25 protein-coding genes are annotated in these 26,626 nt (G+C 44.6%); 16 read left to right on the top strand and 9 right to left on the bottom strand.

Features of this window, described 5'->3' with window-relative positions; genetic code table 11:
• Nucleotides 1-39: 39 nt before the first annotated feature.
• Nucleotides 40-1,176 carry a sporulation protein YhbH gene (yhbH, locus tag RRU94_RS21745; protein ID WP_315692955.1) on the top strand — a complete coding sequence of 379 codons (1,137 nt, stop codon included), beginning with the start codon at nucleotides 40-42 and terminating at the stop codon, nucleotides 1,174-1,176.
• 71 nt (nucleotides 1,177-1,247) lie between these two features.
• A complete protein-coding gene (gene wrbA / locus RRU94_RS21740; RefSeq protein WP_315692954.1) occupies nucleotides 1,248-1,844 on the top strand; it encodes an NAD(P)H:quinone oxidoreductase in 597 nt (198 codons plus the stop codon).
• A gap of 28 nt (nucleotides 1,845-1,872) precedes the next feature.
• Here the strand turns inward: wrbA and RRU94_RS21735 are convergent, their stop codons facing one another.
• From RRU94_RS21735 to RRU94_RS21715, 5 genes are all read right to left on the bottom strand, one after another.
• Complete coding sequence (locus RRU94_RS21735; protein WP_315692953.1) at nucleotides 1,873-3,174, bottom strand: NCS2 family permease; 1,302 nt, start codon at nucleotides 3,172-3,174, stop codon at nucleotides 1,873-1,875.
• A 113-nt stretch (nucleotides 3,175-3,287) separates the two neighbouring features.
• Nucleotides 3,288-3,899 carry a nitroreductase family protein gene (locus RRU94_RS21730; protein WP_315692952.1) on the bottom strand — a complete coding sequence of 204 codons (612 nt, stop codon included), beginning with the start codon at nucleotides 3,897-3,899 and terminating at the stop codon, nucleotides 3,288-3,290.
• A gap of 164 nt (nucleotides 3,900-4,063) precedes the next feature.
• The gene (locus RRU94_RS21725) at nucleotides 4,064-5,062 is read right to left on the bottom strand and encodes an inorganic phosphate transporter (RefSeq protein ID WP_242232439.1); all 999 of its coding nucleotides are present in this window, start codon (nucleotides 5,060-5,062) and stop codon (nucleotides 4,064-4,066) included.
• Between the two features lie 13 nt (nucleotides 5,063-5,075).
• Nucleotides 5,076-5,663 (bottom strand): DUF47 domain-containing protein, encoded by a 588-nt coding sequence (locus RRU94_RS21720; protein WP_242232470.1) that lies wholly within the window; start codon nucleotides 5,661-5,663, stop codon nucleotides 5,076-5,078.
• A 77-nt stretch (nucleotides 5,664-5,740) separates the two neighbouring features.
• Nucleotides 5,741-6,649, bottom strand: coding sequence for an RluA family pseudouridine synthase (locus RRU94_RS21715; RefSeq protein WP_315692951.1), 909 nt, complete (start codon nucleotides 6,647-6,649; stop codon nucleotides 5,741-5,743).
• A 92-nt stretch (nucleotides 6,650-6,741) separates the two neighbouring features.
• On the opposite strand from RRU94_RS21715, the gene RRU94_RS21710 reads away from it, so the two are divergent.
• A complete protein-coding gene (locus tag RRU94_RS21710; protein WP_251270596.1) occupies nucleotides 6,742-7,101 on the top strand; it encodes a DUF5365 family protein in 360 nt (119 codons plus the stop codon).
• 35 nt (nucleotides 7,102-7,136) lie between these two features.
• On the opposite strand, the gene RRU94_RS21705 is transcribed toward RRU94_RS21710, so the two are convergent.
• Nucleotides 7,137-7,613: a thioredoxin family protein gene (locus tag RRU94_RS21705; protein WP_315692950.1), complete on the bottom strand. Its 477-nt coding sequence runs from the start codon at nucleotides 7,611-7,613 to the stop codon at nucleotides 7,137-7,139.
• A 4-nt stretch (nucleotides 7,614-7,617) separates the two neighbouring features.
• Complete coding sequence (locus RRU94_RS21700; protein ID WP_315692948.1) at nucleotides 7,618-8,034, bottom strand: disulfide formation protein C; 417 nt, start codon at nucleotides 8,032-8,034, stop codon at nucleotides 7,618-7,620.
• A gap of 201 nt (nucleotides 8,035-8,235) precedes the next feature.
• Here RRU94_RS21700 and RRU94_RS21695 point away from each other — a divergent pair, with 201 nt between their 5' ends.
• The 3 genes from RRU94_RS21695 (at nucleotide 8,236) to RRU94_RS21685 (ending at nucleotide 12,132) form a co-directional block, all read left to right on the top strand.
• Nucleotides 8,236-9,969 carry a phospho-sugar mutase gene (locus RRU94_RS21695; RefSeq protein WP_315692947.1) on the top strand — a complete coding sequence of 578 codons (1,734 nt, stop codon included), beginning with the start codon at nucleotides 8,236-8,238 and terminating at the stop codon, nucleotides 9,967-9,969.
• A gap of 119 nt (nucleotides 9,970-10,088) precedes the next feature.
• Nucleotides 10,089-11,402, top strand: coding sequence for a SpoVR family protein (locus RRU94_RS21690; protein WP_315692946.1), 1,314 nt, complete (start codon nucleotides 10,089-10,091; stop codon nucleotides 11,400-11,402).
• 52 nt (nucleotides 11,403-11,454) lie between these two features.
• A complete protein-coding gene (locus RRU94_RS21685; RefSeq protein WP_315692945.1) occupies nucleotides 11,455-12,132 on the top strand; it encodes a TrkA C-terminal domain-containing protein in 678 nt (225 codons plus the stop codon).
• On the opposite strand, the gene RRU94_RS21680 is transcribed toward RRU94_RS21685, so the two are convergent.
• Entirely contained in the window at nucleotides 12,129-12,947 is an 819-nt protein-coding gene (locus tag RRU94_RS21680; protein WP_315696090.1) for an EcsC family protein, read from the bottom strand. The two genes, RRU94_RS21685 and RRU94_RS21680, sit on opposite strands and share 4 nt — an antisense overlap.
• A 94-nt stretch (nucleotides 12,948-13,041) precedes the next feature.
• Nucleotides 13,042-13,461 (bottom strand): arsenate reductase/protein-tyrosine-phosphatase family protein, encoded by a 420-nt coding sequence (locus tag RRU94_RS21675; protein ID WP_315692944.1) that lies wholly within the window; start codon nucleotides 13,459-13,461, stop codon nucleotides 13,042-13,044.
• A gap of 293 nt (nucleotides 13,462-13,754) precedes the next feature.
• On the opposite strand from RRU94_RS21675, the gene RRU94_RS21670 reads away from it, so the two are divergent.
• The 10 genes from RRU94_RS21670 to leuD all read left to right on the top strand — a co-directional run bounded on the left by RRU94_RS21670 (nucleotide 13,755) and on the right by leuD (nucleotide 26,602).
• A complete protein-coding gene (locus RRU94_RS21670; RefSeq protein WP_315696088.1) occupies nucleotides 13,755-14,987 on the top strand; it encodes a dicarboxylate/amino acid:cation symporter in 1,233 nt (410 codons plus the stop codon).
• Nucleotides 14,988-15,093: 106 nt separating this feature from the next.
• Nucleotides 15,094-15,276 carry a twin-arginine translocase TatA/TatE family subunit gene (locus RRU94_RS21665; RefSeq protein ID WP_251270590.1) on the top strand — a complete coding sequence of 61 codons (183 nt, stop codon included), beginning with the start codon at nucleotides 15,094-15,096 and terminating at the stop codon, nucleotides 15,274-15,276.
• 203 nt (nucleotides 15,277-15,479) lie between these two features.
• Nucleotides 15,480-17,438 (top strand): transglycosylase domain-containing protein, encoded by a 1,959-nt coding sequence (locus RRU94_RS21660; protein WP_315692942.1) that lies wholly within the window; start codon nucleotides 15,480-15,482, stop codon nucleotides 17,436-17,438.
• A gap of 501 nt (nucleotides 17,439-17,939) precedes the next feature.
• The gene (gene ilvD, locus RRU94_RS21655; RefSeq protein ID WP_315692940.1) at nucleotides 17,940-19,607 is read left to right on the top strand and encodes a dihydroxy-acid dehydratase; all 1,668 of its coding nucleotides are present in this window, start codon (nucleotides 17,940-17,942) and stop codon (nucleotides 19,605-19,607) included.
• 395 nt (nucleotides 19,608-20,002) lie between these two features.
• Complete coding sequence (ilvB, locus tag RRU94_RS21650) at nucleotides 20,003-21,742, top strand: acetolactate synthase large subunit (protein WP_315692939.1); 1,740 nt, start codon at nucleotides 20,003-20,005, stop codon at nucleotides 21,740-21,742.
• Nucleotides 21,739-22,260 carry an acetolactate synthase small subunit gene (gene ilvN / locus RRU94_RS21645; RefSeq protein ID WP_242232426.1) on the top strand — a complete coding sequence of 174 codons (522 nt, stop codon included), beginning with the start codon at nucleotides 21,739-21,741 and terminating at the stop codon, nucleotides 22,258-22,260. Before ilvB ends, ilvN begins: the two co-directional genes overlap by 4 nt.
• Nucleotides 22,261-22,297: 37 nt before the next feature.
• Complete coding sequence (ilvC, locus tag RRU94_RS21640; protein WP_251270588.1) at nucleotides 22,298-23,314, top strand: ketol-acid reductoisomerase; 1,017 nt, start codon at nucleotides 22,298-22,300, stop codon at nucleotides 23,312-23,314.
• A gap of 51 nt (nucleotides 23,315-23,365) precedes the next feature.
• Nucleotides 23,366-24,475: a 3-isopropylmalate dehydrogenase gene (leuB, locus tag RRU94_RS21635; RefSeq protein WP_315692938.1), complete on the top strand. Its 1,110-nt coding sequence runs from the start codon at nucleotides 23,366-23,368 to the stop codon at nucleotides 24,473-24,475.
• 99 nt (nucleotides 24,476-24,574) lie between these two features.
• Nucleotides 24,575-25,987: a 3-isopropylmalate dehydratase large subunit gene (gene leuC / locus RRU94_RS21630; protein WP_315692937.1), complete on the top strand. Its 1,413-nt coding sequence runs from the start codon at nucleotides 24,575-24,577 to the stop codon at nucleotides 25,985-25,987.
• A 15-nt stretch (nucleotides 25,988-26,002) separates the two neighbouring features.
• A complete protein-coding gene (gene leuD / locus RRU94_RS21625) occupies nucleotides 26,003-26,602 on the top strand; it encodes a 3-isopropylmalate dehydratase small subunit (protein ID WP_315692936.1) in 600 nt (199 codons plus the stop codon).
• Nucleotides 26,603-26,626: the final 24 nt, after the last annotated feature.

Below are 26,626 nucleotides of genomic sequence, written 5' to 3'. Positions count from 1 at the left end.
ACCCTTTTTGATTGAAATAAAACCTGGGGAGGAAATGAAATGGACACATCCTATCATTTATCAGAAGAAGACTGGTCACTCCACCGAAAAGGCCATGATGACCAGGAACGCCATCGGCAAAAAGTAAAAGAAGCGATCAAAAAAAATTTAGCTGATATGGTGACTGAAGAGCAAATTATTATGTCGGACGGCAAGCGGACAGTGAAACTGCCGATCCGTTCGCTTCAGGAATATAAAATTCGTTATTCTGATGAAAAATCCAAGCATACCGGGCAGGGAAAAGGAGAAGTTGGAGACGCGATCGCCCGGGCAGGCGGAGATGAGAAAAGTGCGGCCGGGCAGGGCAAAAAAGCAGGAAACCAGCGCGGGGAGGATTTTTATGAAGCGGAAGTCAGCATGGCTGAAATTGAAGATGCTCTGTTTTCTGAGATGGCCCTGCCAAACCTCGCTGAAAAAGAAAAAGCGGAATCGGTTATTACGGACTGGACCATTAATGACATCCGTAAAACAGGTGTAACGGCACGAATTGATAAAAAGAAAACATTAATGGCAGCGTTTAAGCGAAACGCACTGGCGGGAGAGATGTCTTTTTTCCCTGTCCGCCCGGAAGACCGTCGTTTTCGCTCTTTTACCGAAGAGAAAAAGCCTCAGTCTAAAGCCGTGATTTTTGCGATGATGGATACGAGCGGAAGTATGGGACCGTTTGAGAAATATATCGCCCGCAGCTTTTTTTTCTGGATGACCCGCTTTTTAAGAAAAAAATATACAACGGTTGATATTGTATTTATTGCCCATCATACAGAAGCGCTCCAGATGGAAGAAAATGATTTCTTCACTAAAGGAGAAAGCGGCGGAACCATCTGTTCATCTGCGTACCGGCTTGTGCTGGAGCTGATGGAAAAAAAATATTCGCCGGAACGGTACAACATTTATCCATTTCATTTTTCTGATGGCGATAATCTTGCTTCAGACAATCCCCAGTGTGTTGCATTGCTCGAAAAAATACTGCCGCACTGCCGCATGTTCGGCTATGGGGAAGTGAATCAGTACAACCGGACTACACCACTGATGTCCGCATTTCGAAAAGTACAAAATCCACTGTTTAAATCCTACGTCATCCGTAAAAGGGAAGACGTCTATCCGGCACTTTCCTACTTTTTTCAGCCGGATAAATGAAAAGGTTTTGTTTTTTTCTCCAGCGGGCAAACTCATTAGGAGGAAACCACGCATAAGGGGGAGAGTAAGAGATGACAAATTTAGCCGTGATTTATTACAGCATGACCGGTACGAATTTTCAATTGGCGAACTGGGCGAAAGAAGCGGGAGAAGAAGCAGGAGCGAATGTAAAAGTTCTTAAAATTCCAGAAACGGCTCCCGTATCGGCCATTGAAAAAAACGATGCCTGGAAGGCGCACGTAGAAGAAGCAAAGGATATTCCAGAGGTAACGCTGGATGATTTAGAATGGGCAGATGCTATTGTATTTAGCGTTCCAACAAGATACGGCAATGTACCCGGCCAATTCAAGCAATTTATTGATTCAACCGGCGGTCTGTGGGCAACCGGAAAGCTGGCTAATAAAGTAGTCAGCGCTATGACCTCAGCTCAAAACGCTCACGGTGGACAGGAGCAGACGATTCTTCAGCTGTATACAACCATGTATCATTGGGGCGCCATTATTGCAGCTCCCGGCTACACAGATCCTGTTCTGTTTGAAGCAGGAGGAAATCCATATGGTACAAGTGTATCAGTAGGAAGAGAAGGCATGAAAGAAAATGTGGAAGCCGCAGTCAAGCACCAGGCGAAGCGTACTGTTTCCATTGCCAGCGCTTTATCCTCTTTATAAAAAAATCCGCCCATATGGGGCGGATTTTTTAGTGCGGCAAAAATAACAGCTGGTAGAAAAACAGCACCGCAAAAATATACACAAGCGGATGAACCTCTTTATAGCGTCCCCGTGCGATTTTCACAAGCGGGTACGATACAAAGCCAAGGGCAATTCCTGTTGCAATACTTGATGTAAGCGGCATGGTTAAAATAATCAGAAACGCAGGGAACGCTTCATCAAGCTCTTTCCAATTCACTTTCGCAGCATTTTGCATCATTAAGCAGCCCACGATAATCAACGAGGGAGCTGTAATGGCAGAAATACCGGATACAGCTGAAACAAGCGGGCCAAAGAAAGCAGCCAGAATAAACAATCCAGCAACGGTTACCGATGTAAGTCCGGTTCTTCCTCCGGCTGCAACGCCTGTTGATGATTCAATATAAGCACTGGTCGGGCTCGTACCCGCCATCGCACCGATGGATGTAGCAACAGAATCCGCTAAAAGTGCTTGGCGCGCTCGGGGCATTTTGTTTCCTTTCATCAAACCAGCCTGCTGGGCAACACCAACCATTGTGCCGGTTGTGTCAAAAATCGTGACGAGCAGGAAAGAAAAAACAACCGCATATAAGCTGTGGCTGACAACGTCACCAAAGGCTGTAATAGGATTTAAAGCTAACAGCCCATCCGGCATGGACGGCATGCCGACAAAGCCCTCCTTGAACGAAAGCTGGCCGGTAAAAAAAGCAGCAAGCCCCGTAATGACCATACCGATGAATAGGGCACCGTTCACACCGCGAACCATTAACACAATGGTAACCGCAAGGCCGAACAAAGCCAAAAGCGCGGACGGGCTCTGCAAATCGCCCAGCTTCACAAGGTTGCTCGGATCCGGGACGATGATGCCAGTCAGGCGAAGCCCAATAAAAGCAATAAACAAGCCGATACCGGCAGAAATACCGTGCTTTAAATTTTCGGGTATGGCTTCGATTAACTTTTCACGAAGCGGCGTTAAAGACAAAACCACAAAAAGAAGCCCCGAAATAAAAACAGCTGCAAATGCTGTTTCATACGTAATGCCGCCATGCGACCCGACAACTGAGTAAGCGAAATACGCATTCATTCCCATACCAGGTGCAATCGCAATTGGGTAGTTGGCGAACAAGCCCATCCAAAGTGTTCCGACAACCGCTGCAATGATTGTCGCCGTAAACACCTGCTCAAATGGGACACCGGCATCTGACAGAATAATCGGGTTAACTACCACGATATACACCATTGTCAGGAAGGTTGTTAAGCCGGCAAGCAGTTCCGTTTTAACGGTCGTGCCATGTTCATTCAATTTAAACATTTCTTCATTCCTCCACAAACAAGCATTAAAATCCCTTGTTAATACTAGACGTTTTCTGCAGGAGGTGCAAGAGGCAATTCAAAAGCCGCTCTCTACGAGAAGCGGCTTTTGAATTATTCTGCGTAGGTAATCAGCTGGTTGATCGGAAGACGGTCAGTAGGACGGCCTTCCTGAAGGGCTTTACCGACTGTAATCAGCATCGTTGGCAGGTAACGTGCAGGCACGTTAAACGCCTCTGCCAGCCCGGAAGCATTGAAGCCGCCAATTGGGCATGTGTCATATCCTTTTGCCCGTGCAGCCAGCATAAGCTGCATCGCAGCCAGCGATGAATTTAAAATGGCCCCGTCGCGCGGGTACTCAGCGCGGTTGTAAGCTCCGTTAATTTGGCCGGCTAAAATTTCTTTTAGCTCAGGTGTCATTTCGCCGCTTTCAACCTGTGGATCAAAAACCGGATCGACGTTTAAATTGCCTTGCAAATCACCCATAATGCAAATAACAGCAGAGGCATCCACAATTTGCTGCTGATTGTAGGCGATTGGCAATAATTTTTTCTGCACGTCTTTTCCGTGAAAAACAAGGAAGTGCCATTGCTGTAGATTCCACGCAGATGGTGCCCGTCCTGCTACTTGAAGCAATTCTGTTAACTCTTCCTCTGATATACGTGCATTCGGATCGTATACTTTTACCGAACGGCGGCCAAGGGCTACTTCAAAAAAATCTGACATAAACAAAAATCCCCCTATATCGTCATTTTTCGCCATAAAAGCGAAAAAATGGTTCGTCTATTACTTTTCGTAAGTGATATTCGCTTTTCACTTTAATCAATATATGTTCATTCGTCAAGAAATCGGATTTTGTATAAAAAAGCTGAACCAAAAATTGGTTCAGCTTAGAGAAAGATATTCAGTATATAGTAGCTGATGGCTGCGATAGTAGCAGTTATCGGCAGTGTGATGACCCAGGTGATCAGCATGCGCTGAGCAGTATCCCATTTAACTCCTTTGACACGGTGGGCAGTACCAACACCAAGAATAGAAGAAGAGATCACATGGGTTGTGCTGACCGGCAAATGAATCATTGTGGCGCCAAAAATGATCATTGCAGATGAGAGGTCGGCCGCTACACCGTTGACTGGACGGATTTTCATAATCTTTCCGCCAACGGTTTTAATAATTTTCCATCCGCCGACTGACGTGCCAAGCCCCATTGCCAGCGCACAGGAAACCTGTACCCATGTTTGAATGTCTGTTGACTGCTGGTAGTTGCCGGCAATTAATGCCATTGTAATAATCCCCATTGCTTTCTGTGCATCATTCGTCCCGTGTGTATAAGCCTGCAGAGCAGCGGTCGCAATTTGAAACAGCCGGAAATTCCGGTTTGTTTTCGCCAAATTATTGTTTTTAAACACGACTTTAAAAATACTATAGACAATAAAGCCGATCGCAAAAGCAAGCAGCGGTGAGATAATAAGCGCTTGAAGAATTTTGAAAAAGCCGCCGTAATTTAACGCCTGGAACCCGGCTGCTGCAATAGCCGCTCCAGCAATAGAGCCGATTAGGGCATGAGATGAGCTGCTCGGAATACCGTAGTACCAGGTAAGCAGGTTCCAAAAAATAGCGGCAATCAACGCGGCCATAATGACAACGAGCCCGTTTTCAAGCATAAATGGATCAACAATATCTTTTGTAATTGTTTTTGCTACGCCAGTGAATGTCATGGCGCCTAAAAAGTTCATAAAAGCGGCCAGTATAATAGCGCGCCGCGGCGTAAGGGCTTTTGTTGATACAGCTGTTGCAATCGAGTTAGCTGTATCATGGAATCCGTTAATAAAATCAAACCCAAGTGCTAAAATAACAATCAAAATAGTAATAAGAAATAATGTATCCAACGGTCAAGACCCCTTATGCGTTTTTCATAATAATGGTTTCAAGTGTATTCGCGACGTCTTGGCAGTAGTCCGCAACTTCTTCAAGATTTTCGTAAATTTCTTTCATCTTAATCAAGCGGATCGGATCTTTCTCGATTGTAAAAATATGTTTGATCGATTGGCGAAGAATTCCGTCACAAACCGTTTCGTATTCCTTGATTTTAATAGCATGGGTGCGGATCACCTGCAGTTTTTTAACAGTAAGCAGTTCAACAGCTGAGACAATTTCCTCTGCGCAAGAACGAAGCGCATCGACGAATTTCAGCATGTACTCGTCCGCGTTAATAACAGAGTACATTTCAAACATAGCGGCGGTAGCTTCAAGCCCGTCCATCACATCATCCATGCTCATTGCCAGCGCCAGAATGTCCTCACGTTCAATGGGTGTGATGAAAGTGTGGTTCAATTCTTTAATCACTTCATGCATAAGGTCATCGCCTTTTGTTTCGAAGCGTTTCATTTCATCTGAAAAGATTTTCAAATCTCCAGCATTTTTCAGCTTATATTCAGCGAAATAGTCTGCACCTTCTTTTAAATTTAACGCAATAGATTCAAGCAGCATTGAAAATTTATCTTTTTTCTGTTTAAACACGTTCACAACCTCCTGAAATAGTTAAAAATAATCTCAACTTTCCCATTTTACTCGAAATATGTCGTTAAAAAAAGCTTTTTTATTGAATCCGGCACAGGAGCCGATACGGTTACGCAATCATTTACAAATGGGTGAGGAATTGTTAATTTTGCCGCATGCAGCAGTGGATGGGGAGAAATCCCGCTTCCGCCGTACAATGCATCTCCAGAAATCGGATGGCCGATCGAGGACAAATGGACACGAATTTGGTGAGTGCGGCCTGTTTCGAGCCGGCACTTTAGCAAGGAGCGGCCATCCTGCACGGCCACCCGTTCAAAATGAGTAACCGCTGCCTGGCCGTTCGGAGAAATCCGCCGTCTTGTCGGATGATGGCGATCTTTTCCAATTGATTTTTTTATCGTGCCGCTTTTTTTTGCCACAGGCCCGTCCACTACTGCATAGTATGTGCGAAAAATTTCTTTTTGCTCGAGCAGGCGGGAGAGCACGGCATAAGCCGCTTCATGTTTTGAAAACAAAACAGCTCCGCTTGTTCCTTCATCGAGGCGGTGGACATGCCGTACAGGAAGAGAGTCTCCTTTCACTGACATATGATAGCTTACACAGTTGAGCAGCGTATGGCGTTCACCGGGGTCATTCGGATGGGTCTTTATTCCGGCCGGTTTATCCGCAACCACCAAATGATCATCCTCGTATAAAATGGAAGGCGAGGGAGGCACAGGTTCAGCGCCGAATGAACCGGGTTTGAAAAAAGGAAAGGCTACCGAGCTGCCCTGCTCAAGCGGCTGCCGCCAATTTCCAGGCTGTCCATTCAAAAGAATAGAACGGTCCATTCGCCATAAATGAATCATTTTTTTCGGAAGCTGCCATTTTTCTGAAAGAATCGCTTCAATGGTTGAACCATCCAGCTCTGCATTTATATACATTACCCAGTGCTGATTTTGTCGAATTGTATGCATGAAGTTCATCCTTTTCTAATAAATAGTTATTTTCTCTCTGAGAATTGTATGGTATTCTGGTAGGAGACTGCAACTAAAGGTGGCTGCAAACCATGTCCATACTTATGTCTTCAACCATTGAACAAGAAGAGAAAATTAAAACATTGTGCTCTTATTTGTCGAAACAGGTATTTCCACGTTACATTCAGTCTGATCTTATTGAAAAGATCGAAGCAGAAAAACTTTTTTCACTGGATGATAAACAACTTGAACAAGTAGAATCGCTGCACGATGCTTCATGTGTAATCACAGCACTCAATACGATTATTTCCATCCTAGAAACCTCATCTCTTTCTACTCAATATGAAGCATTATTTACGGAAAGTATTCATACATTACAAAGTTATCAGATTTCTTTTCCATTTCCGCTGTCCTTTTTTATTGAACAGAAGCGGACGACTTTTTCAAAATAAAAAACGGCTTTCCCATTTAGGGAAGGCCGCTTTTTTTATTGGTTATTTTCTTTTGTCTGGTTTAAAAACGCAGTCCATTCCGCTTCCGGCTGGCTGCCGACAAGGCGGTCTTTTTCTACCCCGTTTTCAAAATAAACAAGTGTTGGTGTATATTCAATCCCATAGTCTGTCCAGCCTTGTTCAAATTCAAGCAGATTATACTGAAGTACTTCTACATTTTCATCATCCGCAATGGGCATTAAAACAGGCGTGGTTTCCTGGCAGTGTGGGCAGGTCGGGCTGTAAAAATAAACAACCGCATCTTCGCTGTCCTCTAATTTTTTCTCAAGGTCATCAGGCAGGATAATATTTTGGTAGTTTGGGTCATTCAGCTGCTTGACCGTTTCAGTATGAAGGTCATCCTTGCCATATGGATTTCCTTTCGATGCTTCTTCTTTTTGATATTGCGTTACAAAGGCAATCGCGCCAAAAACAGCAACGAGAACCACCGCAAAAATAATCACTTTCTTCAATGATTTACGCCCCTTTTCTTTTTAAAATCATCAAGCTGGCCACGAAAATAATCGTAAATGCAGTCAACGCGAGAAACGGGATGGTAACGAAACCGAACCAGTTGATATACATCCCTGTGCACGGCACCCGGCCGCAGGCAGGAGCAGCATCCGTTAAAAAATCGATTTTTTGAATGCCATAATGGTAAAGGGAAATAAGACCGCCAATACCAGACATCGCGAGCGAATAAACAGCGGCTTTCGTGTCCCTTCTGGCGATCGCAATCCCAAGAATCAATACGAGAGGGTACATCAAAATACGCTGATACCAGCAAAGCTCACAAGGTTCATAGCCGGCAATTTCTGAGAAATAAAGACTGCCTAGCATGGCTGTAAATGAAGCAGCCCATGCGGTGAAAAGCAGGTTTTCTTTTTTTTGCATGAGATCCCCGCCTTTCATCAAAATAATTGCTGAACATTAGCATTATAGTCTGAATAAAGAAGAAAAGTAAAACATTCTGAGCGTCTCCTGTATCCTGGTTGTTTTTGGTTAAAAATGAATGAGGTTTACTGTTAATAATTCTGTGAAATAAGAACAACAAATGGTATGATATAGGAAATCATAGTTTTGGAGGGAATGCCTGTGGCCTGGAAAGAAGAATATACAAGATGGAAAAACTATTCGGAACTTGATGCAGAAATGAGTGAGCTGCTTCTTTCAATCGAAGAAGATGAAAAAAGTTTAGAAGATGCTTTTTATAAAAATCTTGAATTTGGTACGGGCGGCATGCGCGGCGAAATTGGCGCTGGCACGAACCGGATGAATGTATACACGATTCGAAAAGCGTCTGCAGGTTTGGCAGCTTACATAACAGAGCAAGGAGAAGAAGCGAAAAAACGCGGTGTAGCGATTGCCTATGACTCTCGCCATAAATCACCGGAGTTTGCGCTTGAAAGTGCGAAAACACTCGCTTCAGCAGGTATTCAAACATATCTTTTTGACGAGCTTCGCCCAACACCGGAATTGTCTTTTGCCGTACGTGAGCTGAATGCTTTTGCTGGTATCGTGATTACAGCAAGCCATAACCCGCCTGAGTACAACGGCTATAAAGTGTACGGGCCGGATGGTGCCCAGCTTGCTCCGGAAGCAGCTGATCGTGTCATCGATAAAGTGAACGCAGCAGGTGATGAACTCCAGATCGAGGTAAAAGATGAGGAACTGTTAAAAGAACAGGGACTAATTCAAATGATCGGGAAAGAAATCGATCAGGCATATGTGGACAATCTTGTGACTATTTCAGAGTGGCCGGAAGCAGCACAAGAATCCGATGTCAATATTGTGTTTTCTCCTCTTCACGGTACTGGTAATAAGCCTGTACGCCAGGCACTTGAGGCGCTTGGATATCAAAATGTGACTGTTGTAGCTGAACAGGAGCAGCCAGATGCCAATTTTTCAACCGTAAAATCTCCAAATCCTGAGGAAAAAGCAGCGTTTGAGCTGGCTATCCGTGATGGACAAAAAGTGGATGCGGATATTTTGATTGCGACAGATCCGGATGCAGACCGTCTTGGTGTCGCTGTAAAAGACGGAAACGGCGGATATGTTTTGCTGACAGGAAATGAAACAGGCGCTGTGCTGGTGGATTATATTTTGGCCCGCAAAAAAGAAAAAGGCACACTGCCTGAAAACGGCCGTATTTTCAAAACCATTGTAACGTCTGAGCTGGGACGTGCAGCAGCAGCTCAATATGGTGTTTCATGCGAAGACGTGTTAACCGGCTTTAAATTTATCGGCGAAAAAATTGAGCAGTATAACGAATCAGGCGAATTTACATTCTTGTTTGGTTATGAAGAAAGCTATGGATACTTAATTGGAGATTTTGCCCGTGATAAAGACGCCGTGCAGGCAGCGCTTCTGGCTGTTGAAGCATGCGCGTACTTCAAAAAGCAGGGGAAAACCCTGCATGAAGCATTGATAGATTTATATGAGCGTGTTGGCTACTTCAAGGAAGGCCTTCAGTCTTTGACGTTAAAAGGAAAAGACGGGGCAGAGCAAATTGCGGGGCTGCTGTCTTCTTTCCGCGCGCAGGCGCCTGAATCAATTGCAGGCATCCGGGTCGAAGCCGTAGAAGATTATCAGACAGGGGAGCGTACGGCGATTGCTACGAATGAAAAACAGCTGATCGAGCTGCCTTCTTCAAATGTATTAAAATATTTCCTTGAAGATGGAACGTGGGTGTGCGCTCGTCCATCGGGAACAGAACCAAAAGTGAAATTTTACTTTGGGGTAAAAGCCGATTCGTTGGAGGAAGTAACGGAAAAGCTTGCACTCGTTCAAGAAGATTTCATGGCGCGTGTAAATGAAATGCTGAAATAATGATCAAGAGCTGGCGGCTTCTTTGGGCTGCAGCATATAAAAAAAGAGGCGGATGAAATCCGCCTCTTTTTTCATGTTTAATGGGCGTACGCATACACATAGATTCAGGGGGGATTCGGATGAAGCATGCTGATCTTCAATATGCAATCGAAGAAATTACAGATATTGCTGCAGGATTCGGGCTTGATTTCTATTCAATGCGTTATGAAATTTGCCCGGCAGATATTATTTACACTTTTGGTGCTTATGGAATGCCTGCCCGTTTTTCGCATTGGCGGTTTGGGAAGCGATTTTACAAAATGAAGCTCCACTATGAGATGGGGCTCAGCAAAATATACGAGCTGGTAATGAATACAGATCCGTGCCAGGCTTTTTTGCTCAATACAAACTCACTCGTTCAAAACAAGCTTATTGTTGCCCATGTTTTAGCTCACTCGGACTTTTTTAAAAATAATGTCCACTTTGAAAAAACAAATAACCAAATGGAAAAATCAATGGCTTCTGCAGCAGAGCGGATCAGCCAGTTAACAGATGAACATGGAATTGAGCAGGTGGAAGCTTTTCTTGACGCCGTTTTATCCATTGAGGAGCATGTAGATCCCCTGGCACATATCGGCTCTCATCAAATCGACGAGCCATTCACTCACCGTTACGAATACGATGATCTTTGGGAAAAAGAATCGGCTCCCAAGCAAGTAGAGGAAACATTTTTTGAAAAAGACCTTCTTGCTTTTATCGCTGCGAACAGTCCGGTTTTAACAGACTGGCAGCGTGAAATTGTCATGTTAATCCGGCAGGAGATGCTTTACTTCTGGCCGCAGATGGAAACAAAAATTATGAATGAAGGCTGGGCCTCTTACTGGCATATGAAGATTATGAGAGAGCTGTCCTTAACAGAATCTGAGGCCATTGAATATGCGCGTTTGAATGCGGATGTTGTACAGCCGTCTAAAATGGGCATCAACCCTTATTATCTTGGGGTTAAATTATATGAATACATTGAAAAACAATATGGAAACCGCGAGATTTTGTTTGATATCCGCGCCAGAGAATCCGATATTTCTTTTCTCCGCAACTACTTGACGAAAGAATTTGTTGAGCAGGAGGATCTGTATTTGTTTGAGAAAAAAGGAGCCCACTGGACGATCACTGATAAGGAGTGGGCATCGGTGCAGGATCAGCTTGTTTCCTCAAAGGTAAACGGAGGATTCCCATCTCTTTACGTCACAGACGGAAAAGAAGACCTGCATATTTTACATTCGTATGAAGGAAAAGAACTGGACGTTGGATATTTGGAGCAAACCATTCCAAATCTCTATACGTTATGGGGAAAACCCGTTCATTTAACAACCGTTATTGATGGACGGACGACTATTTTTACTTACGGAAAGGACGGGTTAAAAAGGAAGTATGGCGGCATGTTTACCGGTTAATGCCTTCGGGAACATTGAAAGAAAAGCCGTTCCGGAAAGAAGGCAGCAAGATATGGGATTTGTATTTATTTTACTTTATTTGGTCATTGTGGTGCTTGTCATTGAAATATCTGTAATCGCGTTTCACTTAACAGGACTTGAAAAAGAGGTAGCCCGGTATCAGGCGATTTCCATGCTGACAGGCACCGGATTTACAACAGATGAATCACAGCTTATTATTGATCATCCCGTACGACGCCGAATCAGTATGTTTCTCATTCTGTTCGGTGCTTTTTCATTGGCCGTTATTATCTCAGCGATTACCAATATTTTAGCTAATGACCTGCGCTTAAAGGAATTGATGATTATTAGTTCCGTACTGCTAGCCATTTACATTCTCGGTAAAACACCAGTGACTAAAAAGCTTCTTCAGCACCGATTTAAACATGAGATGAAAAAAAATCTAGATATTTCCGAACTGCCAGTGAAAGAAGCGCTTTTTCTTCAAGAAGATGACATTGTAACAGATGTAGTGGTAGAAGAAGGCACGAAGCTTGATGGAAAAAAGGTGGAGGATGTCTTTGAGCATGGGCATGATGCCAATTTGTTATTCATTAAAAGAGGAGAAGTAAATGTACGCGAGAATTTAACAGAGGAAACGATTCAGGCAGGTGACAAGCTGTACTTATACGGAAATAAAAAGGTGATTGAGAAGCTTACAAAAGAAACCGAATCAGACGATCCGCATTAAAGGCGGATGTCTGATTCGGTTTCTGCTAGTTTCTCTAAAATACGCCGTTTTTTATAAAGCATGATGGCGGTATCGGACAATTCTTCAATCATCGAGCGGTTTGACAGTGCTCCGAAAACAATGCCCACTACGGGCACAAGACGAAACACTTTCTTTAAGCTGTATTGCTCTCTGTAGGAAAGCACCACTTCCCGCCAGCCCTGCATTTGCGAAATCATTTCTTTGCTGCTCCCCCGATCGGCATAGTTCGCAATTTCTTTTAAAATAGATTGTTTCCCAACAATATCGGAGGAAGAAAATTGCAGGCATTTAATAATGAAAATCCGTTCTTCCCGCTCATTAGGATCATATCCATAAGCCACAGCGATTTCTTGAAGCATCTTTAGAGAGATCGCCAATGTGGCAGGGATATCAACCGCCAGCGTAAAAATGCCTCCAATGCCTGTTGTAGCACCTTGAACGGTAGCGGCGCCCGCATGCGATTTTTGAATCGAAAAAGCAGTCTCGTCCATAACGGAAATCGGCAGTTTTTTTACGTCTTCTATAGAGTGAACAGGTACTTCGGCGTTACGCTCCAGCTTTTTTAAGATGCTGTCCTGCCTCGTTAAATACTTGCCGCCGCTTTGAATATAATAGCCGAGTTCATCTAGCAGCGAGCCAATTTTTCGCTGAATAAAAGAAGGAGTCAGTTTATCAAGGATAGCAAAAGGAAGACGGGCTGCACGGTCCCAAATCCACAATCCTTTTTGATCCTTTTCCCACTGCCCAATTTGCTGCAGCTGTTCGATCAGTGTTTGTTTTGTTTCCATAATTATAATCCCTGCCTCTCTAAATGAGTTATACGGATGCTAAAAAATTTAGTTTCAAAAAAAAATACCCTCGCTGGCCCAACCGCAAAGGCGTAAAGGTTTAAATAAGTTGTTTTTTAAGCTCCTGTATCTTTACAGCAAGCTCATCGCACACTTCCTGATAAGCGGCCCATCGATCAGTTAAATGATCACAATGTATTGGATTGAATATATTCCATCGTAACACTTTCTGCTCGGATTCATTCAAAAGAGCAGGGAGGCTATCACGTTGAAAATCATAAATAGCAACCACGATGTCCGCCTCATTTACGAGCTGAGGCTTCAGCGAATACGGTGTTTTACTCTCGATGTCAATGTTTACTTCTTTCATCGCCTTAACAGGAAGGGCGTCATAGTCTGCACGTGAGCAAGCAGCGCTGATTACATTCCAGGAGGGCTCATTTAATCTTGCCGCCCATCCTTCTGCCATCATGCTCAAATGATTAAACGGTGACAGAAATAAAATAGTTTTATTTTTCATACCGGTTGACCCCTTTGACGTGGTGGTTATATTCTTTTATACCCCGATTTTCATAATGATAAGCGCTCCTGTAAAATTTGTTGCACAAAGTGAATATTAAGGTATAGTTCCAAAGACTTGCAATAACCAAAAAAGAAGTAAAAACGCTAAGGAATCAAAGAATAAAAACAGGGGTTTAGATCTTTAAAAGGAGTGGTATGTTACTTCTTAAAATACCGCTGTTATTTTACGTGTTTTTAGTAGAAAAAAAGCAAGGATTTGCACAGTCAAAAAGGGGTGAGTAAATGAAAAAAATGAATTTAACCACCAAGATTGTGGCAGCGCTTGTCCTCGGAGCGATTGTCGGTCTCCTTTTAAACTTGACTGCACCAAATGTATTTGAAGTACTGAATACGTATTTATTCGTACCGGTCGGGCAGATTTTCCTGAGCCTGATTAACATGCTTGTTGTGCCACTTGTTTTCTTTTCCATTGTGCTTGGATCGGCCGGTCTTGGCGATCCACAAAAGCTGGGTCGTATTGGTGCAAAGACGATAGGCTATTTTTTAATTACAACGTGTATCGCGGTTATCATCGGCTTGATCCTTGCTGCTGTGATTCAGCCGGGCGCAGCCGGAGAGTTTGATACAGCAGGCGCTGAATTCTCAACAGAAGAAGCACCGCCTGTCAGTGAAACGCTTATGAATATTATTCCGAAAAATCCTATCAATGCGATGGCAGAAGGAAATATGCTTCAACTAATTGTATTTGCCGTTTTTATCGGCTTTGCCCTGACTGCACTTGGCGAAAAAACAAAAGGCATCCTCAGTTTAGTGAACCAGGGAAATGAAATTATGATGTATTTGGTAGGGCTTGTTATGCGGTTTGCGCCATATGGAACCTTTGCTTTAATTGCTACAGCAATTGGCACACAAGGCTGGAATGCCATTCTGGCAATGGGTTCATACATGCTTGTTGTATTAGCGGCATTGTTTATCCACAGCGCCATCACATATGGGGGCACCGTTGCTTTCCTGGCGAAGAAAAATCCTCTTTGGTTTTTTAAAAAGTTTGCTCCGGCAATGGGAGTCGCATTCAGTACATCAAGCAGTAATGCGACGCTGCCTGTTTCCATGGAAGTAGCCCAAAGAGATCTGAAAGTGCCTGAGCCAATCAGTTCATTTGTACAGCCGCTTGGCGCAACCATTAATATGGATGGAACCGCTATCATGCAAGGGGTAGCAACGATGTTTATTGCCCAGGCTTATGGAATTGATCTTACAATGGGAGAACTGGCGACTGTCGTCCTAACAGCTGTTTTGGCCAGCATTGGAACAGCTGGTGTACCCGGCGTCGGGCTTATTATGCTGGCGATGGTGCTTGGCAGTGTCGGACTGCCGGTTGAGGGAATTGGTTTAATTATCGGAATTGACCGTCTGCTTGATATGACACGGACGGCTGTTAATATCACAGGTGATGCAGCATGCGCTCTGTACGTTGGGGAAACAGAAAAAAACAGAAACCTTCAAGCGGTTGGCCGCGCATAGGAACGAGTAAAGAGGGAAATAGACACAAATCTGTTTCTCTTTTTTCGTTCAAAGGGCCGTTTATCCTTTATAATAAGCATATCAACAAAGAAAAGGGGCTAAACACATGAACCTTGGATTTGGCGAAGTTGCCATTATTTTGATTGTCGCCTTGTTGTTATTTGGACCGAAGAAATTGCCACAGCTTGGACGCGCCGCCGGCCAGACACTTCATGAATTTAAGCGCGGCATGAAAAACGTTATGGACGACGACGATACAGATGAGCAAAAGAAAATAGACTCAAAATAAGCAAGCAGGGCCGTGCGCACTGCTTGTTTTTTTATGGAGGTAGCCAGGTAGCTGCTTTATGTACCAAAAAAAGGCATGTAACTTTTGAGCCTCTCATTCGTACTAGAAAACAGGGCCTGTTTTATCATATTCGTTGCAATTTAGCGAAATGTGCTTAAAATGAGAAAAGGCCGCATGTATCACAAAGAAGGGAACCAAACAAAATGAAAGTAGTTATGAGAATGATCCAAACTCTCTGGCGAAAGTTTCACCTGACCCAAATTGCTATTTTGCTTGCTGCAATCGTTGTTTTGGCAGGCCTTGGTGCAGGTTTTTATTTTATGAAATCCGCCGACGTGGAAACATTAAAGCAAGGACTCTCACAGTCAACCATTATTTATGATAGAGACGGAGACAAAGCAAGTAAACTCTCTGCAACCCGAACGAACAGTGTATCGATCGAAAAAATGCCGGAGCATCTGCAGGAAGCGATTGTGGCAGTGGAAGACAATCGTTTTTACGAACATGGCGGGTTTGACGTAAAAGGCATTTTCCGTGCTGCCTTTACCAACCTTATGGCAGGTTCAAGGGTACAGGGAGCCAGCACGCTGACGCAGCAGCTGACGAAAAACGCGCTTCTGTCGCCGGAAAAAACATACCGGCGGAAAATAGAAGAATTGTTTCTCGCTATTGAGATTGAAAAAGTATACAAAAAAGAAGAGATTTTAGAAATGTACTTGAATACAAGCTATTTCGGAAATGGAGCTTGGGGAGTGCAAAACGCAGCTAAAAGATATTTTGGAAAAGACGTTTCCGAGCTGACTCTTGCGGAGTCGTCTATGCTTGCCGGAATGGTAAAGGCGCCATCACGTTACAATCCGATCGACAGCATGGATAACGCAGTTGACCGCCGCCAGGTTGTGTTAAATCAGATGGTGAAATACGGTTATCTTACCGAGAATGAAGCAGACGAAGCTGCCAATACAGAAGTAACGCTCAAGGATGCAAGCGGTGATCCGCTGAAAGGAAAGTACGCTCATTACGCCGATGCTGTCATCAATGAAGCGATCTCACGCTACGGTTTAACGCAGGACGATCTCCTGTCGCAAGGTTACAATATTTATACAGCGATGGACCAAAACGTACAGGCCGGGCTGGAAGACGTATATGAAAACAGTACAGTTTTCCCTCAAACAGTCAACGGAGAAGATACACAAAGCGCGGCTGTGTTAATGGATCCAAAAAGCGGCGGCGTTTTAGGGGTTGTCGGCCGGCGGGGCGAACACGTTTTCCGCGGCTTCAGCTTTGCTACTCAGATGAAAAAGTCACCAGGCTCCACCATTAAGCCGCTGGCTGTATATACGCCTGCTCTTGAAGAAGGTTATAAACCAACCGATATGCTGGTGGATGAAAAAATGTCTTTTGGAAAAGGTGAAGGTGCGTATTCTCCGTCTAACTACAGTGATACGTATGAAGGAGAAATGCCAATGTACCGGGCGATTGAAAAGTCAGCGAACGTGCCGGCCGTCTGGCTCTTAGACCAAATTGGCCTGTCAAAAGGCGTTAATTCCTTAGAGCGTTTTGGCCTTGAGGCAAAAGATCCAAAGCTGGGGTTAGCCCTTGGTGATATTACGCCTGGTGTGTCCCCCCTTCAAATGGCTGAAGCCTATTCAGCGTTTTCAAATGACGGTGTTCGAAAAGAAACATTTTTCATTCAAAAAATTATCGGCCCTGAAGGAGAAATCAAGCCAAAATGGGAGCCGAAGGAAGTTAAAGTAACGTCAAAAGAAGTAACCGACGAAATGACAGCCATGCTTCTCGGGGTAGTAGAGAGGGGATCCGGCAAACGCGCCCAGGTAGATGGGGTAGATATTGCCGGGAAAACCGGTTCTACACAAGTGCCGATCGAAGGCATTGACGGCACTGAAGACCAATGGTTTGTCGGATACACACCGAACCTGGTAGGGGCTGTCTGGGTTGGCGTAGAAGAAGTAAGTAAAACAAATTACATGACAACCAACAGTTCGGATGGGGCTGTACCGTTATTTGGTGAAGTTGTGTCTAAGATTCTTCCTTACATCGGAGAAACTTCGTTTGATGTAGACGCCATTGATGACAATGCAAAGCCTGAAGAGGAACATTGGTATGATGGAATCGTAGAAAAATGGAACGAATGGTTTTAAAAACGAAAGCCGGATGCTTATTCATCCCGCCTAAGACTGACGACTTTGTCGTCAGTCTTTTTTTATGAACGTTTCCATTGTCGAAAAGGGGCAGCCGCCTATGGGACTAGCAGGCCAGTTCAAGCCGATTTAGCCGCATAACGCCGGATACGAATCAATACCTGTCCCATGCAAAAGCGAGCCCGTGGGCCCAAAACATGTCGCGCTTCTAGCATGCAAAAAACAAAAAGGTACTTTAACAAATCATTTTATTTTTCTGCCGTTCTAATCTGGATGATTATTCACCAGTCTTTTTACATATACATAGCGGGAAGCGTTCACAAAAAAGAAACTTTAAAAATAATTTAGTCTTGTCAGAAAATTTGACAGAAAAGGTGTTGACCAAAGTCGAAAAGAGCGGTATTATTGTGACCACAATATAAACTTAATTTTCAGATTAAATAAATGATTTTTACAGATTATTGAGCAATTTGAAAGGCAAGTCATCATGGGGGAGATACAATGCGCAGTGATATGATTAAAAAAGGGGTTGAACGTGCCCCGCACCGTAGCTTGTTGTATGCTGCTGGTGTAAAAACGGCGGATTTACATAAGCCATTTATCGGCGTATGTAATTCCTATATAGATATTATTCCAGGACACGTTCACTTAAACAAATTTGCTGAAGTCGTAAAAAAAGAGATTCGTGAAGCTGGCGGCGTTCCGTTCGAGTTTAATACAATCGGCGTAGATGACGGTATCGCAATGGGCCATATTGGCATGCGTTATTCTCTTCCAAGCCGCGAGCTGATTGCCGATTCAGCTGAAACAGTCATTAATGCGCATTGGTTTGACGGAGTGTTTTACATTCCAAACTGTGACAAAATTACACCAGGTATGCTTATGGCCGCTGTGCGGACAAACGTACCAGCTGTGTTTGTGTCAGGAGGACCGATGGAAGGCGGCGTTTCTTCCACAGGGAAACCATTAACGCTGACGTCTGTATTTGAAGGAGTCGGAGCTCACCTTTCCGGCAAAATGTCAGCGGAAGAGCTGCTCGATATCGAGTCGAATGCTTGTCCGACTTGCGGGTCTTGTTCAGGGATGTTTACCGCTAACTCCATGAACTCGTTGATGGAAATGCTCGGGCTTACACCGCCTGGAAACGCAACGATTGTGGCAACTAGTCCTGAACGCCACCGTTTAATTAAAGAAGCAGTCGGATACTTGATGAACGCAATTGAAAATGATTTAAAACCGCGTGACATCGTAACAGAACGGGCGATTGATGATGCTTTTGCTCTTGATATGGCGATGGGCGGTTCAACAAATACAGTTCTTCACACATTAGCCATTGCAAATGAAGCAGAAATTGAGTATGATTTAAATCGTATAAATGAAGTAGCCAATAGAATTCCATATTTGGCAAAAATAAGTCCAGCATCAGACTACACAATGGATGATGTTAATAAAGCAGGCGGCATCAGCGCGATTATCCGTGAACTGTGCGTGCTTGAAAATGGCATTGACGGCGATCGCTTGACGATCACGGGCAAAACCGTTTATGAAAATGTTAAAGATGCCCATATCACGAATACAAACGTAATTCGGACGAAAGAAGATCCATACAGCCCAGTCGGCGGCCTTTCCATTCTATACGGAAATATTGCCCCGCTTGGCGGAGTTATTAAAGTAGGAGCCGTTGATCCATCTATTAAAACATTTGATGGAGAAGCAATCGTATTTGACTCGCAGGAAGAAGCTATTGAGAACATCAATAATGGAACCGTTAGAGAAGGCCACGTCGTCGTAATCCGGTATGAAGGGCCAAAAGGCGGACCGGGTATGCCGGAGATGCTGACTCCAACATCAGCGATCGCTGGCCGTGGACTTTCGACAAAAGTCGCGCTTATGACAGACGGCCGTTTCTCTGGTGCATCACGTGGTATTTCAATCGGACACGTTTCACCAGAAGCAGCTGAAGGCGGACCAATTGCTTTTATCCATAATGGCGACCGAATCAAAATTGACCTGACAAATCGTACACTGAACGTTGACTTGTCAGAAGAAGAGCTGGCAGCACGCCGTGCAGATTTTGTACAGCCGGAGCCGAAAATTAAAAAAGGCTGGCTTGCTCGTTATTCTAAGCTTGTTACTTCTGCTAATACCGGCGGAGTTATGAAAATTTAACATATGTATTGCATATAAATCGTTGACGAGGAAAAAGTGTTAGGAACTGCATTTCACAGAGAACCGGTTATAGCTGAGAGCCGGGAGTGCATCCTAATCGCGACATCCCCTCTGAGTGCTTTTCTGAACGTCATCCAGTAGGAAAAGCCGGGTGCTGAGCTACCCGTTACCAAAACGAGCCGGTTATCGGTTCATAAGGCGGATTTTTGTAAGAAAATTCGTGAATCAGGGTGGTACCGTGAAAAGGAGAAGTCTTTTCACCCCTGCGTTGCTGTTTCGGCAGTCGCAGGCGTGAAAGGACTTTTCTTTTTGCTTTAAAACGGGTATTTGTACCTTTGTAAAGAAGAACCCTCTTGCCAATACGGACAAAAAACCATTATTTGGAGGAGATCAAAATGAGTCAAAATGCAAAAGCACCGGAATTGAAATTTGAAAATGAACCAGTTAAAAGAACAGAGCCAATGAATGGTGCCGACCTATTTGTCGAAACATTGAAAAATGAAAACGTAGAAGTGATGTTTGGTTATCCAGGCGGTGCGGTTCTTCCATTATATGATGCACTTTATAAAAATCCGATCCGTCACATTCTTGCCCGGCATGAGCAGGCAGCTATCCATGCAGCAGAAGGATATGCCCGTGTTTCTGGCAAACCAGGTGTTGTATTGGCCACATCTGGTCCTGGAGCAACAAACCTTGTAACGGGTATTGCGGATGCCATGATGGATTCTCTGCCGCTTGTAATCTTTACAGGACAGGTAGCCACTGGCGTCATCGGATCAGATGCATTCCAGGAAGCTGATGTAATCGGTATTACAATGCCAATTACAAAACACAACTATCAGGTTCGCTCAATGGAAGATCTTCCAAGAATCGTCCATGAAGCTTTCCACATTGCTACAACTGGCCGTCCGGGTCCTGTTTTAATCGATATTCCAAAGGACATTGCAACGACAATCGGGAATGCAGAATTTGTAGATGAACTGAATCTGCCGGGATACCAGCCGAACTTTAAACCGAACAGCCTCCAGGTGAAAAAGCTTCGCGGTGCGCTCGCAAAAGCGAAAAAGCCGGTTATTTTAGCTGGTGCAGGTGTTCTTTTTGCAAAAGCATCTGGAGAATTGCTCGAATTTGTCGAAAAAATGCAAATTCCAGTTGTAAACACACTGCTTGGCCTTGGCGGATTTCCAGCTGATCATCCACTGTTCCTTGGAATGGGCGGAATGCATGGAACATACGCGGCCAACACAGCTCTTTATGAAGCAGACCTGTTGATCAACATCGGCGCTCGCTTCGATGACCGCTTAACTGGAAATCTGGTTCATTTTGCTCCGAATGCAACGGTCGCGCATATTGATATCGACCCGGCAGAGATTGGCAAAAACGTTCCAACCCATATCCCAATCGTAGCGGATGCAAGAGAAGCCTTGAAAAAAATTCTCAGCCTTGATCTAGAAGTGCCGCAGGCAGAAGAATGGCGCCAAAAGCTTCAAAAAGACAAGGAAGACAATCCGCTTTGGAATACAGAAGGCGGGGAAGGCATCTCTCCTCAATCATTAATGCGCATTATTCATAATGTAACGAATGGAGACGCAGTAGTCACAACAGATGTTGGCCAGCACCAGATGTGGACAGCGCAATACTACGGATTCAAAAAACCAGACCAATGGGTAACATCAGGTGGGCTTGGAACAATGGGCTTTGGTTTCCCATCTGCGATCGGCGCGCAAATTGCAAAGCCGGATAAAACAGTCGTGGCGGTAGCCGGTGACGCAGGCTTCCAAATGACTTTGCAGGAGCTTGGACTTGTTGCAGAATTGAAGCTGCCGGTTAAAATTGTCATTTATAATAACCAGGCGCTTGGTATGGTACGCCAGTGGCAGGAAACATTTTACGAAGAGCGGTATTCTCAATCATTGATTCCGGTTCAGCCGGACTTTGTTAAACTGGCCGATGCTTATGGCATTCGCGGCTATGTCGTTACAACAGAGGAAGAAGCAGAAAAAGTTATGCGTGAAACGCTGACAGATAACGAGCCTGTATTGATCGATTGCCGTATTAAACCGAAAGAAATGGTTTATCCGATGATCGCACCAGGCAAAGGACTTCATGAAATGATCGGGGTGAAACCGCAATGAGAAGAATTGTAACAGCAACTGTGTTGAACCAAAGCGGTGTTTTAAACCGCATCGCCGGCCTGTTTACACGCCGCCAATTTAATATCGAAAGCATTACAGTAGGTGCGACTGAAACAGAAGGCGTATCAAAAATGACGTTCGTTGTCCAAGTGGAAGACGACCGCATGGTAGAGCAAGTTGTCAAACAACTGCATAAGCAAATTGACGTGTTAAAAGTCAGTGACATTACTGAACAGGCAATTGTTACACGCGAGCTTGCTCTTATAAAAGTGATGACCACTCCGCAAACGCGTGCTGAAATCAACGTAATCATTGAACCATTCCGGGCGACCATTATTGATGTTGCGCGAGACAGTGTGACCATTCAAGTTGTCGGAAACTTCGAGAAAATCGAAGCAATGATTGAACTTCTTCGCCCTTACGGCATCAAAGAAGTGGCACGTACGGGACAAACAGCGATTAAACGCGGTTCCCAGCGGTTTGTGTCAGACTCAAAACAGGTTTCTATTTTAAATTAAAATAAAAAACAAAAAACAATCTTGGAGGATGAAAAAAATGACAAAAGTTTATTACAATGGTGACATCAACGAAGCGGTACTTGCAAACAAAACAGTAGCTATCATCGGTTACGGTTCACAAGGGCATGCACACGCATTGAACCTTCGTGAAAGCGGCGTAAATGTTGTAGTAGGTCTTCGCCCAGGGAAATCATTTGATCAAGCAACAGCTGACGGCTTTGATGTAAAAACAGTTCGCGAAGCAAGTGCTGCAGCGGATATCATTATGATCCTTCTTCCAGATGAATATCAAACAGCAGTATACAAAGAAGAAATCGAGCCAGTATTAGAAGAAGGCAACGCGCTTGCATTCGCTCACGGCTTCAACGTTCATTTTAACCAAATCACACCGCCTGCAAACGTAGACGTATTCCTTGCTGCACCAAAAGGTCCTGGCCACTTAGTTCGCCGTACGTATGAGCAAGGTGCTGGTGTACCGGCATTGTTTGCGATCTACCAAGACTACACAGGCCAAGCAAAAGACATTGCTCTTGCTTACGCTAAAGGCGTTGGGGCAGGCCGTGCAGGTATTTTGGAAACAACATTCCGTGAAGAAACAGAAACAGATTTGTTCGGTGAGCAAGCCGTTCTTTGCGGCGGTACAGCTGAGCTTGTAAAAGCCGGTTTTGAAACGCTTGTAGAAGCTGGATATCAGCCGGAAATTGCTTACTTCGAGTGCCTGCATGAATTGAAATTGATCGTAGACCTTATGTATGAAGGCGGTCTTGCTGGTATGCGCTACTCAATCTCTGATACAGCTCAATGGGGTGACTACGTGTCAGGACCACGCGTTATCACAGCTGAAACAAAAGCACGCATGAAAGACGTATTAACAGATATTCAAACAGGTAAATTCGCTAAAGGCTGGCTGCAAGAAAACCAATTGAACCGTCCTGAGTTTACAGCCATTACTCGTCGTGAAAGCGAGCATCAGCTTGAAGTAGTCGGAAAAGAGCTTCGTGCCCTAATGCCATTTATCAAGCAAAACCAAAAAGCGGAAAGCGTGAAAAACTAATCGTTTTTCAACTAGTTTAAAGAAGTTATTTCAAGCAACGGAGGGATTTACGTGAAGAAGAAAATTGCCATTTTGCCGGGCGATGGAATCGGCCGGGAAATCGCATCAGGTGCCGCGTCTGCTCTTGAAGCAGTCGGTAAACGCTTTGGCCACGAATTTGAGATAGAATACGCTGATATTGGGGGTGCTGCAATTGATTCGCACGGGACGCCGCTGCCAGAATCAACGCTGGCACTTGCCAAAGAAAGTGACGCGATTTTGCTCGGTGCGGTAGGAGGTCCTAAATGGGACAGCCTGCCGTCGGCCCAACGCCCGGAGCGCGGCCTGCTTGCTATTCGGAAGGAGCTTGGCTTATTTGCCAACTTGCGTCCGATTCCATCATTCCAAACGCTTGTGCAATCTTCTCCGCTAAAGCCTGAAATTGCCGGAAAGGTCAATATGCTCATCGTGCGTGAATTGACGGGCGGCCTGTACTTCGGGAAACCGAGCGAACGCCGCGGTGAAAACAACGAAGTCGTAGTGGATACTCTTCAATATACACGGGCGGAAATCGAGCGCATCGTTATTAAAGCATTCGAATTCGCAAAAGCACGTGATGGGCGGCTTACATCCGTTGATAAAGCCAACGTGCTGGAGTCGAGCCGGATGTGGCGTGAAATTGTCAATGAAAAAGCAGCAGACTATCCAGAGGTTACAGTTGACCATATGTACGTTGATGCGGCAGCTATGAAGCTGATTTCTAGTCCGGGCCAGTTTGACGTTATCGTAACAGAAAACTTATTCGGCGATATCTTAAGCGATGAAGCGTCCATGATTACAGGTTCACTTGGCATGCTGCCATCGGCAAGTTTATCGGAAAGCGGCCTTGGGCTGTATGAGCCGGTTCACGGTTCGGCACCAGATATTGCCGGCCAGAACAAAGCGAATCCGTTGGCTATGATTCTGTCCACTGCTCTTATGCTGAAATATTCACTGGATATGCGCGCTGAAGGTGAAGCCATTGAGCGGGCTGTGCAATCTATTTTAAATGACGGATACTGCACACCAGACTTGCAAATGGAAGGCAGCACAGTGGTAGGAACAGATAAAATGATTGAGCTTGTTACAAGCCGTATCGCTGAAGAAACAACAGCATCGGCCGGCGAAGTTGTATACATGTAAAGGAAACGCCACGTGGATTCAACCTTCTTCTGTAACATTTGCAGAAGAAGGCGGGGTCCTCGTTTTTTATCAAAATGCACATAAGAGGGGGGCTGTACAATGACGAAAAAAACGGTTATCGAAAAAATTTGGGAAAATCACGTTGTAAGCAGAGAAGAAGGGAAGCCGGATCTGCTCTACATCGATTTGCATCTTGTCCACGAAGTGACATCACCACAGGCATTTGAAGGATTACGTATGAACGGACGCCGTGTCAGACGGCCCGATTTAACATACGCCACTATGGATCACAACGTTCCAACAATCAATCGCCACATTGTTAATGACCCAATTTCCAAAACACAGATGGAAACATTAAAACAAAACTGCCGTGAGTTCGGCATTGAATTAGCCGATATTGATCACCCAGACCAAGGGATTGTGCACGTTATCGGGCCGCAGCTTGGTCTTACACAGCCGGGCAAAACAATCGTCTGCGGCGACAGCCATACATCAACGCATGGTGCGTTTGGTGCACTTGCTTTCGGTATCGGAACAAGTGAAGTAGAACACGTACTTGCTACCCAGACGATTTGGCAAAAGAAGCCGAAAACATTGCAAATTAAAGTAAATGGCAAGCTTGGTTTTGGTGTTCAAGCGAAAGACATTATATTAGCGATTATTGCAAAGTTTGGTGTAAATGCCGGGACGGGCTATGTAATGGAATTCACAGGTGAAGCTATTCGCTCTCTTTCTATGGAGGAGCGCATGACAATCTGCAACATGTCCATCGAAGCTGGAGCACGTGCAGGTCTTGTCAGCCCAGATATGACGACTGTTGAATATTTACGCGGCCGTCGTTATGCACCACAGGGTGAAGAGTTTGAAGAAGCAGCGAAAACTTGGCTTGCTCTTGCATCTGATGAAGGTGCAGAATATGACAAAACGCTGGAAATCGACACTGCAGAAATTGAGCCGCAAATGACATGGGGAACGAACCCATCAATGGGCAGCGGTATTTCAGGTGTTGTTCCGTCACCGGATAACTTTGAACGAGAAGCGGACAAAGAATCTGTACGCCATGCGCTTGAGTATATGGGACTTGAATCGGGTACGAAATTAACTGAAATTCCGGTTGATTATGTATTTATTGGTTCCTGCACAAACTCTCGTTTAAGCGATTTGCGTGCTGCTGCAGAAGTGGCAAAAGGACGCAAAGTACAGGATCATGTAACAGCTATTGTTGTTCCTGGTTCTCAAACGGTTAAACAGCAGGCGGAAGCAGAAGGACTGGATCAAATTTTTATCAATGCCGGATTTGAGTGGCGTGAGTCAGGCTGTTCAATGTGCCTTGCTATGAATGATGACATTGTGCCTCCGGGCAAACGCTGTGCTTCTACATCTAACCGTAATTTTGAAGGCCGTCAAGGCAGCGGCGCCCGCACGCACCTTGTCAGCCCCTCAATGGCGGCAGCTGCGGCGGTTACGGGCCGTTTTACAGATGTACGTGAACTAGCAGGCGTAAACCAATAAGAAGGAGGAGCCGTTATGGAACCGATCAATCAATTTACAGGAACAGTGTGCCCGATTAACCGGGCAAATATCGATACGGATCAAATTATTCCGAAACAGTTTTTAAAGCGCATCGAACGTCAAGGTTTTGGCCAATTTGTTTTTTACAACTGGCGTTTTGATGATGATGGCAACAAACGAGAGGATTTTATTTTAAATGACCCGCAATTTGCGGATTCCGAAATTCTAGTGGCCGGTGAAAACTTTGGATGCGGCTCTTCACGTGAGCATGCTCCGTGGGCTTTGCTTGATTATGGCTTCCGCGTTATTATTGCACCGAGCTACGCGGACATCTTCTACAACAATAGTGTTAAAAACGGAATTCTTGCCGTAAAGTTGACGGATGAGGAAGTGGAAACCCTGCTTCAAAAATCTTCCACACCGGGCTTTAAACTTCATATTAACCTTGAAGAGCAATCAGTGAGTGATGACAGCGGCTTTAAAGCTCACTTTGACATTGATCCGTACTGGAAGAAAATGTTGTTGAATGGCTGGGATGAGATCTCGGTTACGTTAACAGCTGAAGACCGCATTCGCCAGTTTGAAGAAAAAGTATACGGTAAACAATACAGCTAAATAAAAAAAGACCTTTCTACCAGA

This window comes from Domibacillus sp. DTU_2020_1001157_1_SI_ALB_TIR_016, from assembly GCF_032341995.1.
GTDB classification, from domain to species: domain Bacteria; phylum Bacillota; class Bacilli; order Bacillales; family Domibacillaceae; genus Domibacillus; species Domibacillus indicus_A.
This window is presented reverse-complemented; position numbering and strand designations above follow the sequence as displayed.

Excerpts from the sequence above, each read along its gene's own strand:
- RRU94_RS21675 (WP_315692944.1), bottom strand. The coding sequence starts at position 13,461 with ATGAAAAATAAAACTATTTTATTTCTGTCACCGTTTAATCATTTGAGC.
- RRU94_RS21735 (WP_315692953.1), bottom strand. The coding sequence starts at position 3,174 with ATGTTTAAATTGAATGAACATGGCACGACCGTTAAAACGGAACTGCTT.
- RRU94_RS21730 (WP_315692952.1), bottom strand. The coding sequence starts at position 3,899 with ATGTCAGATTTTTTTGAAGTAGCCCTTGGCCGCCGTTCGGTAAAAGTA.
- RRU94_RS21685 (WP_315692945.1), top strand. The coding sequence starts at position 11,455 with ATGGGATTTGTATTTATTTTACTTTATTTGGTCATTGTGGTGCTTGTC.
- RRU94_RS21670 (WP_315696088.1), top strand. The coding sequence starts at position 13,755 with ATGAATTTAACCACCAAGATTGTGGCAGCGCTTGTCCTCGGAGCGATT.
- ilvC (WP_251270588.1), top strand. The coding sequence starts at position 22,298 with ATGACAAAAGTTTATTACAATGGTGACATCAACGAAGCGGTACTTGCA.
- yhbH (WP_315692955.1), top strand. The coding sequence starts at position 40 with ATGGACACATCCTATCATTTATCAGAAGAAGACTGGTCACTCCACCGA.
- wrbA (WP_315692954.1), top strand. The coding sequence starts at position 1,248 with ATGACAAATTTAGCCGTGATTTATTACAGCATGACCGGTACGAATTTT.
- RRU94_RS21665 (WP_251270590.1), top strand. The coding sequence starts at position 15,094 with ATGAACCTTGGATTTGGCGAAGTTGCCATTATTTTGATTGTCGCCTTG.
- leuD (WP_315692936.1), top strand. The coding sequence starts at position 26,003 with ATGGAACCGATCAATCAATTTACAGGAACAGTGTGCCCGATTAACCGG.
- leuC (WP_315692937.1), top strand. The coding sequence starts at position 24,575 with ATGACGAAAAAAACGGTTATCGAAAAAATTTGGGAAAATCACGTTGTA.
- RRU94_RS21715 (WP_315692951.1), bottom strand. The coding sequence starts at position 6,649 with ATGCATACAATTCGACAAAATCAGCACTGGGTAATGTATATAAATGCA.
- RRU94_RS21710 (WP_251270596.1), top strand. The coding sequence starts at position 6,742 with ATGTCCATACTTATGTCTTCAACCATTGAACAAGAAGAGAAAATTAAA.
- RRU94_RS21690 (WP_315692946.1), top strand. The coding sequence starts at position 10,089 with ATGAAGCATGCTGATCTTCAATATGCAATCGAAGAAATTACAGATATT.
- RRU94_RS21660 (WP_315692942.1), top strand. The coding sequence starts at position 15,480 with ATGAAAGTAGTTATGAGAATGATCCAAACTCTCTGGCGAAAGTTTCAC.
- ilvD (WP_315692940.1), top strand. The coding sequence starts at position 17,940 with ATGCGCAGTGATATGATTAAAAAAGGGGTTGAACGTGCCCCGCACCGT.
- ilvN (WP_242232426.1), top strand. The coding sequence starts at position 21,739 with ATGAGAAGAATTGTAACAGCAACTGTGTTGAACCAAAGCGGTGTTTTA.
- ilvB (WP_315692939.1), top strand. The coding sequence starts at position 20,003 with ATGAGTCAAAATGCAAAAGCACCGGAATTGAAATTTGAAAATGAACCA.
- RRU94_RS21720 (WP_242232470.1), bottom strand. The coding sequence starts at position 5,663 with ATGCTGCTTGAATCTATTGCGTTAAATTTAAAAGAAGGTGCAGACTAT.
- RRU94_RS21700 (WP_315692948.1), bottom strand. The coding sequence starts at position 8,034 with ATGCAAAAAAAAGAAAACCTGCTTTTCACCGCATGGGCTGCTTCATTT.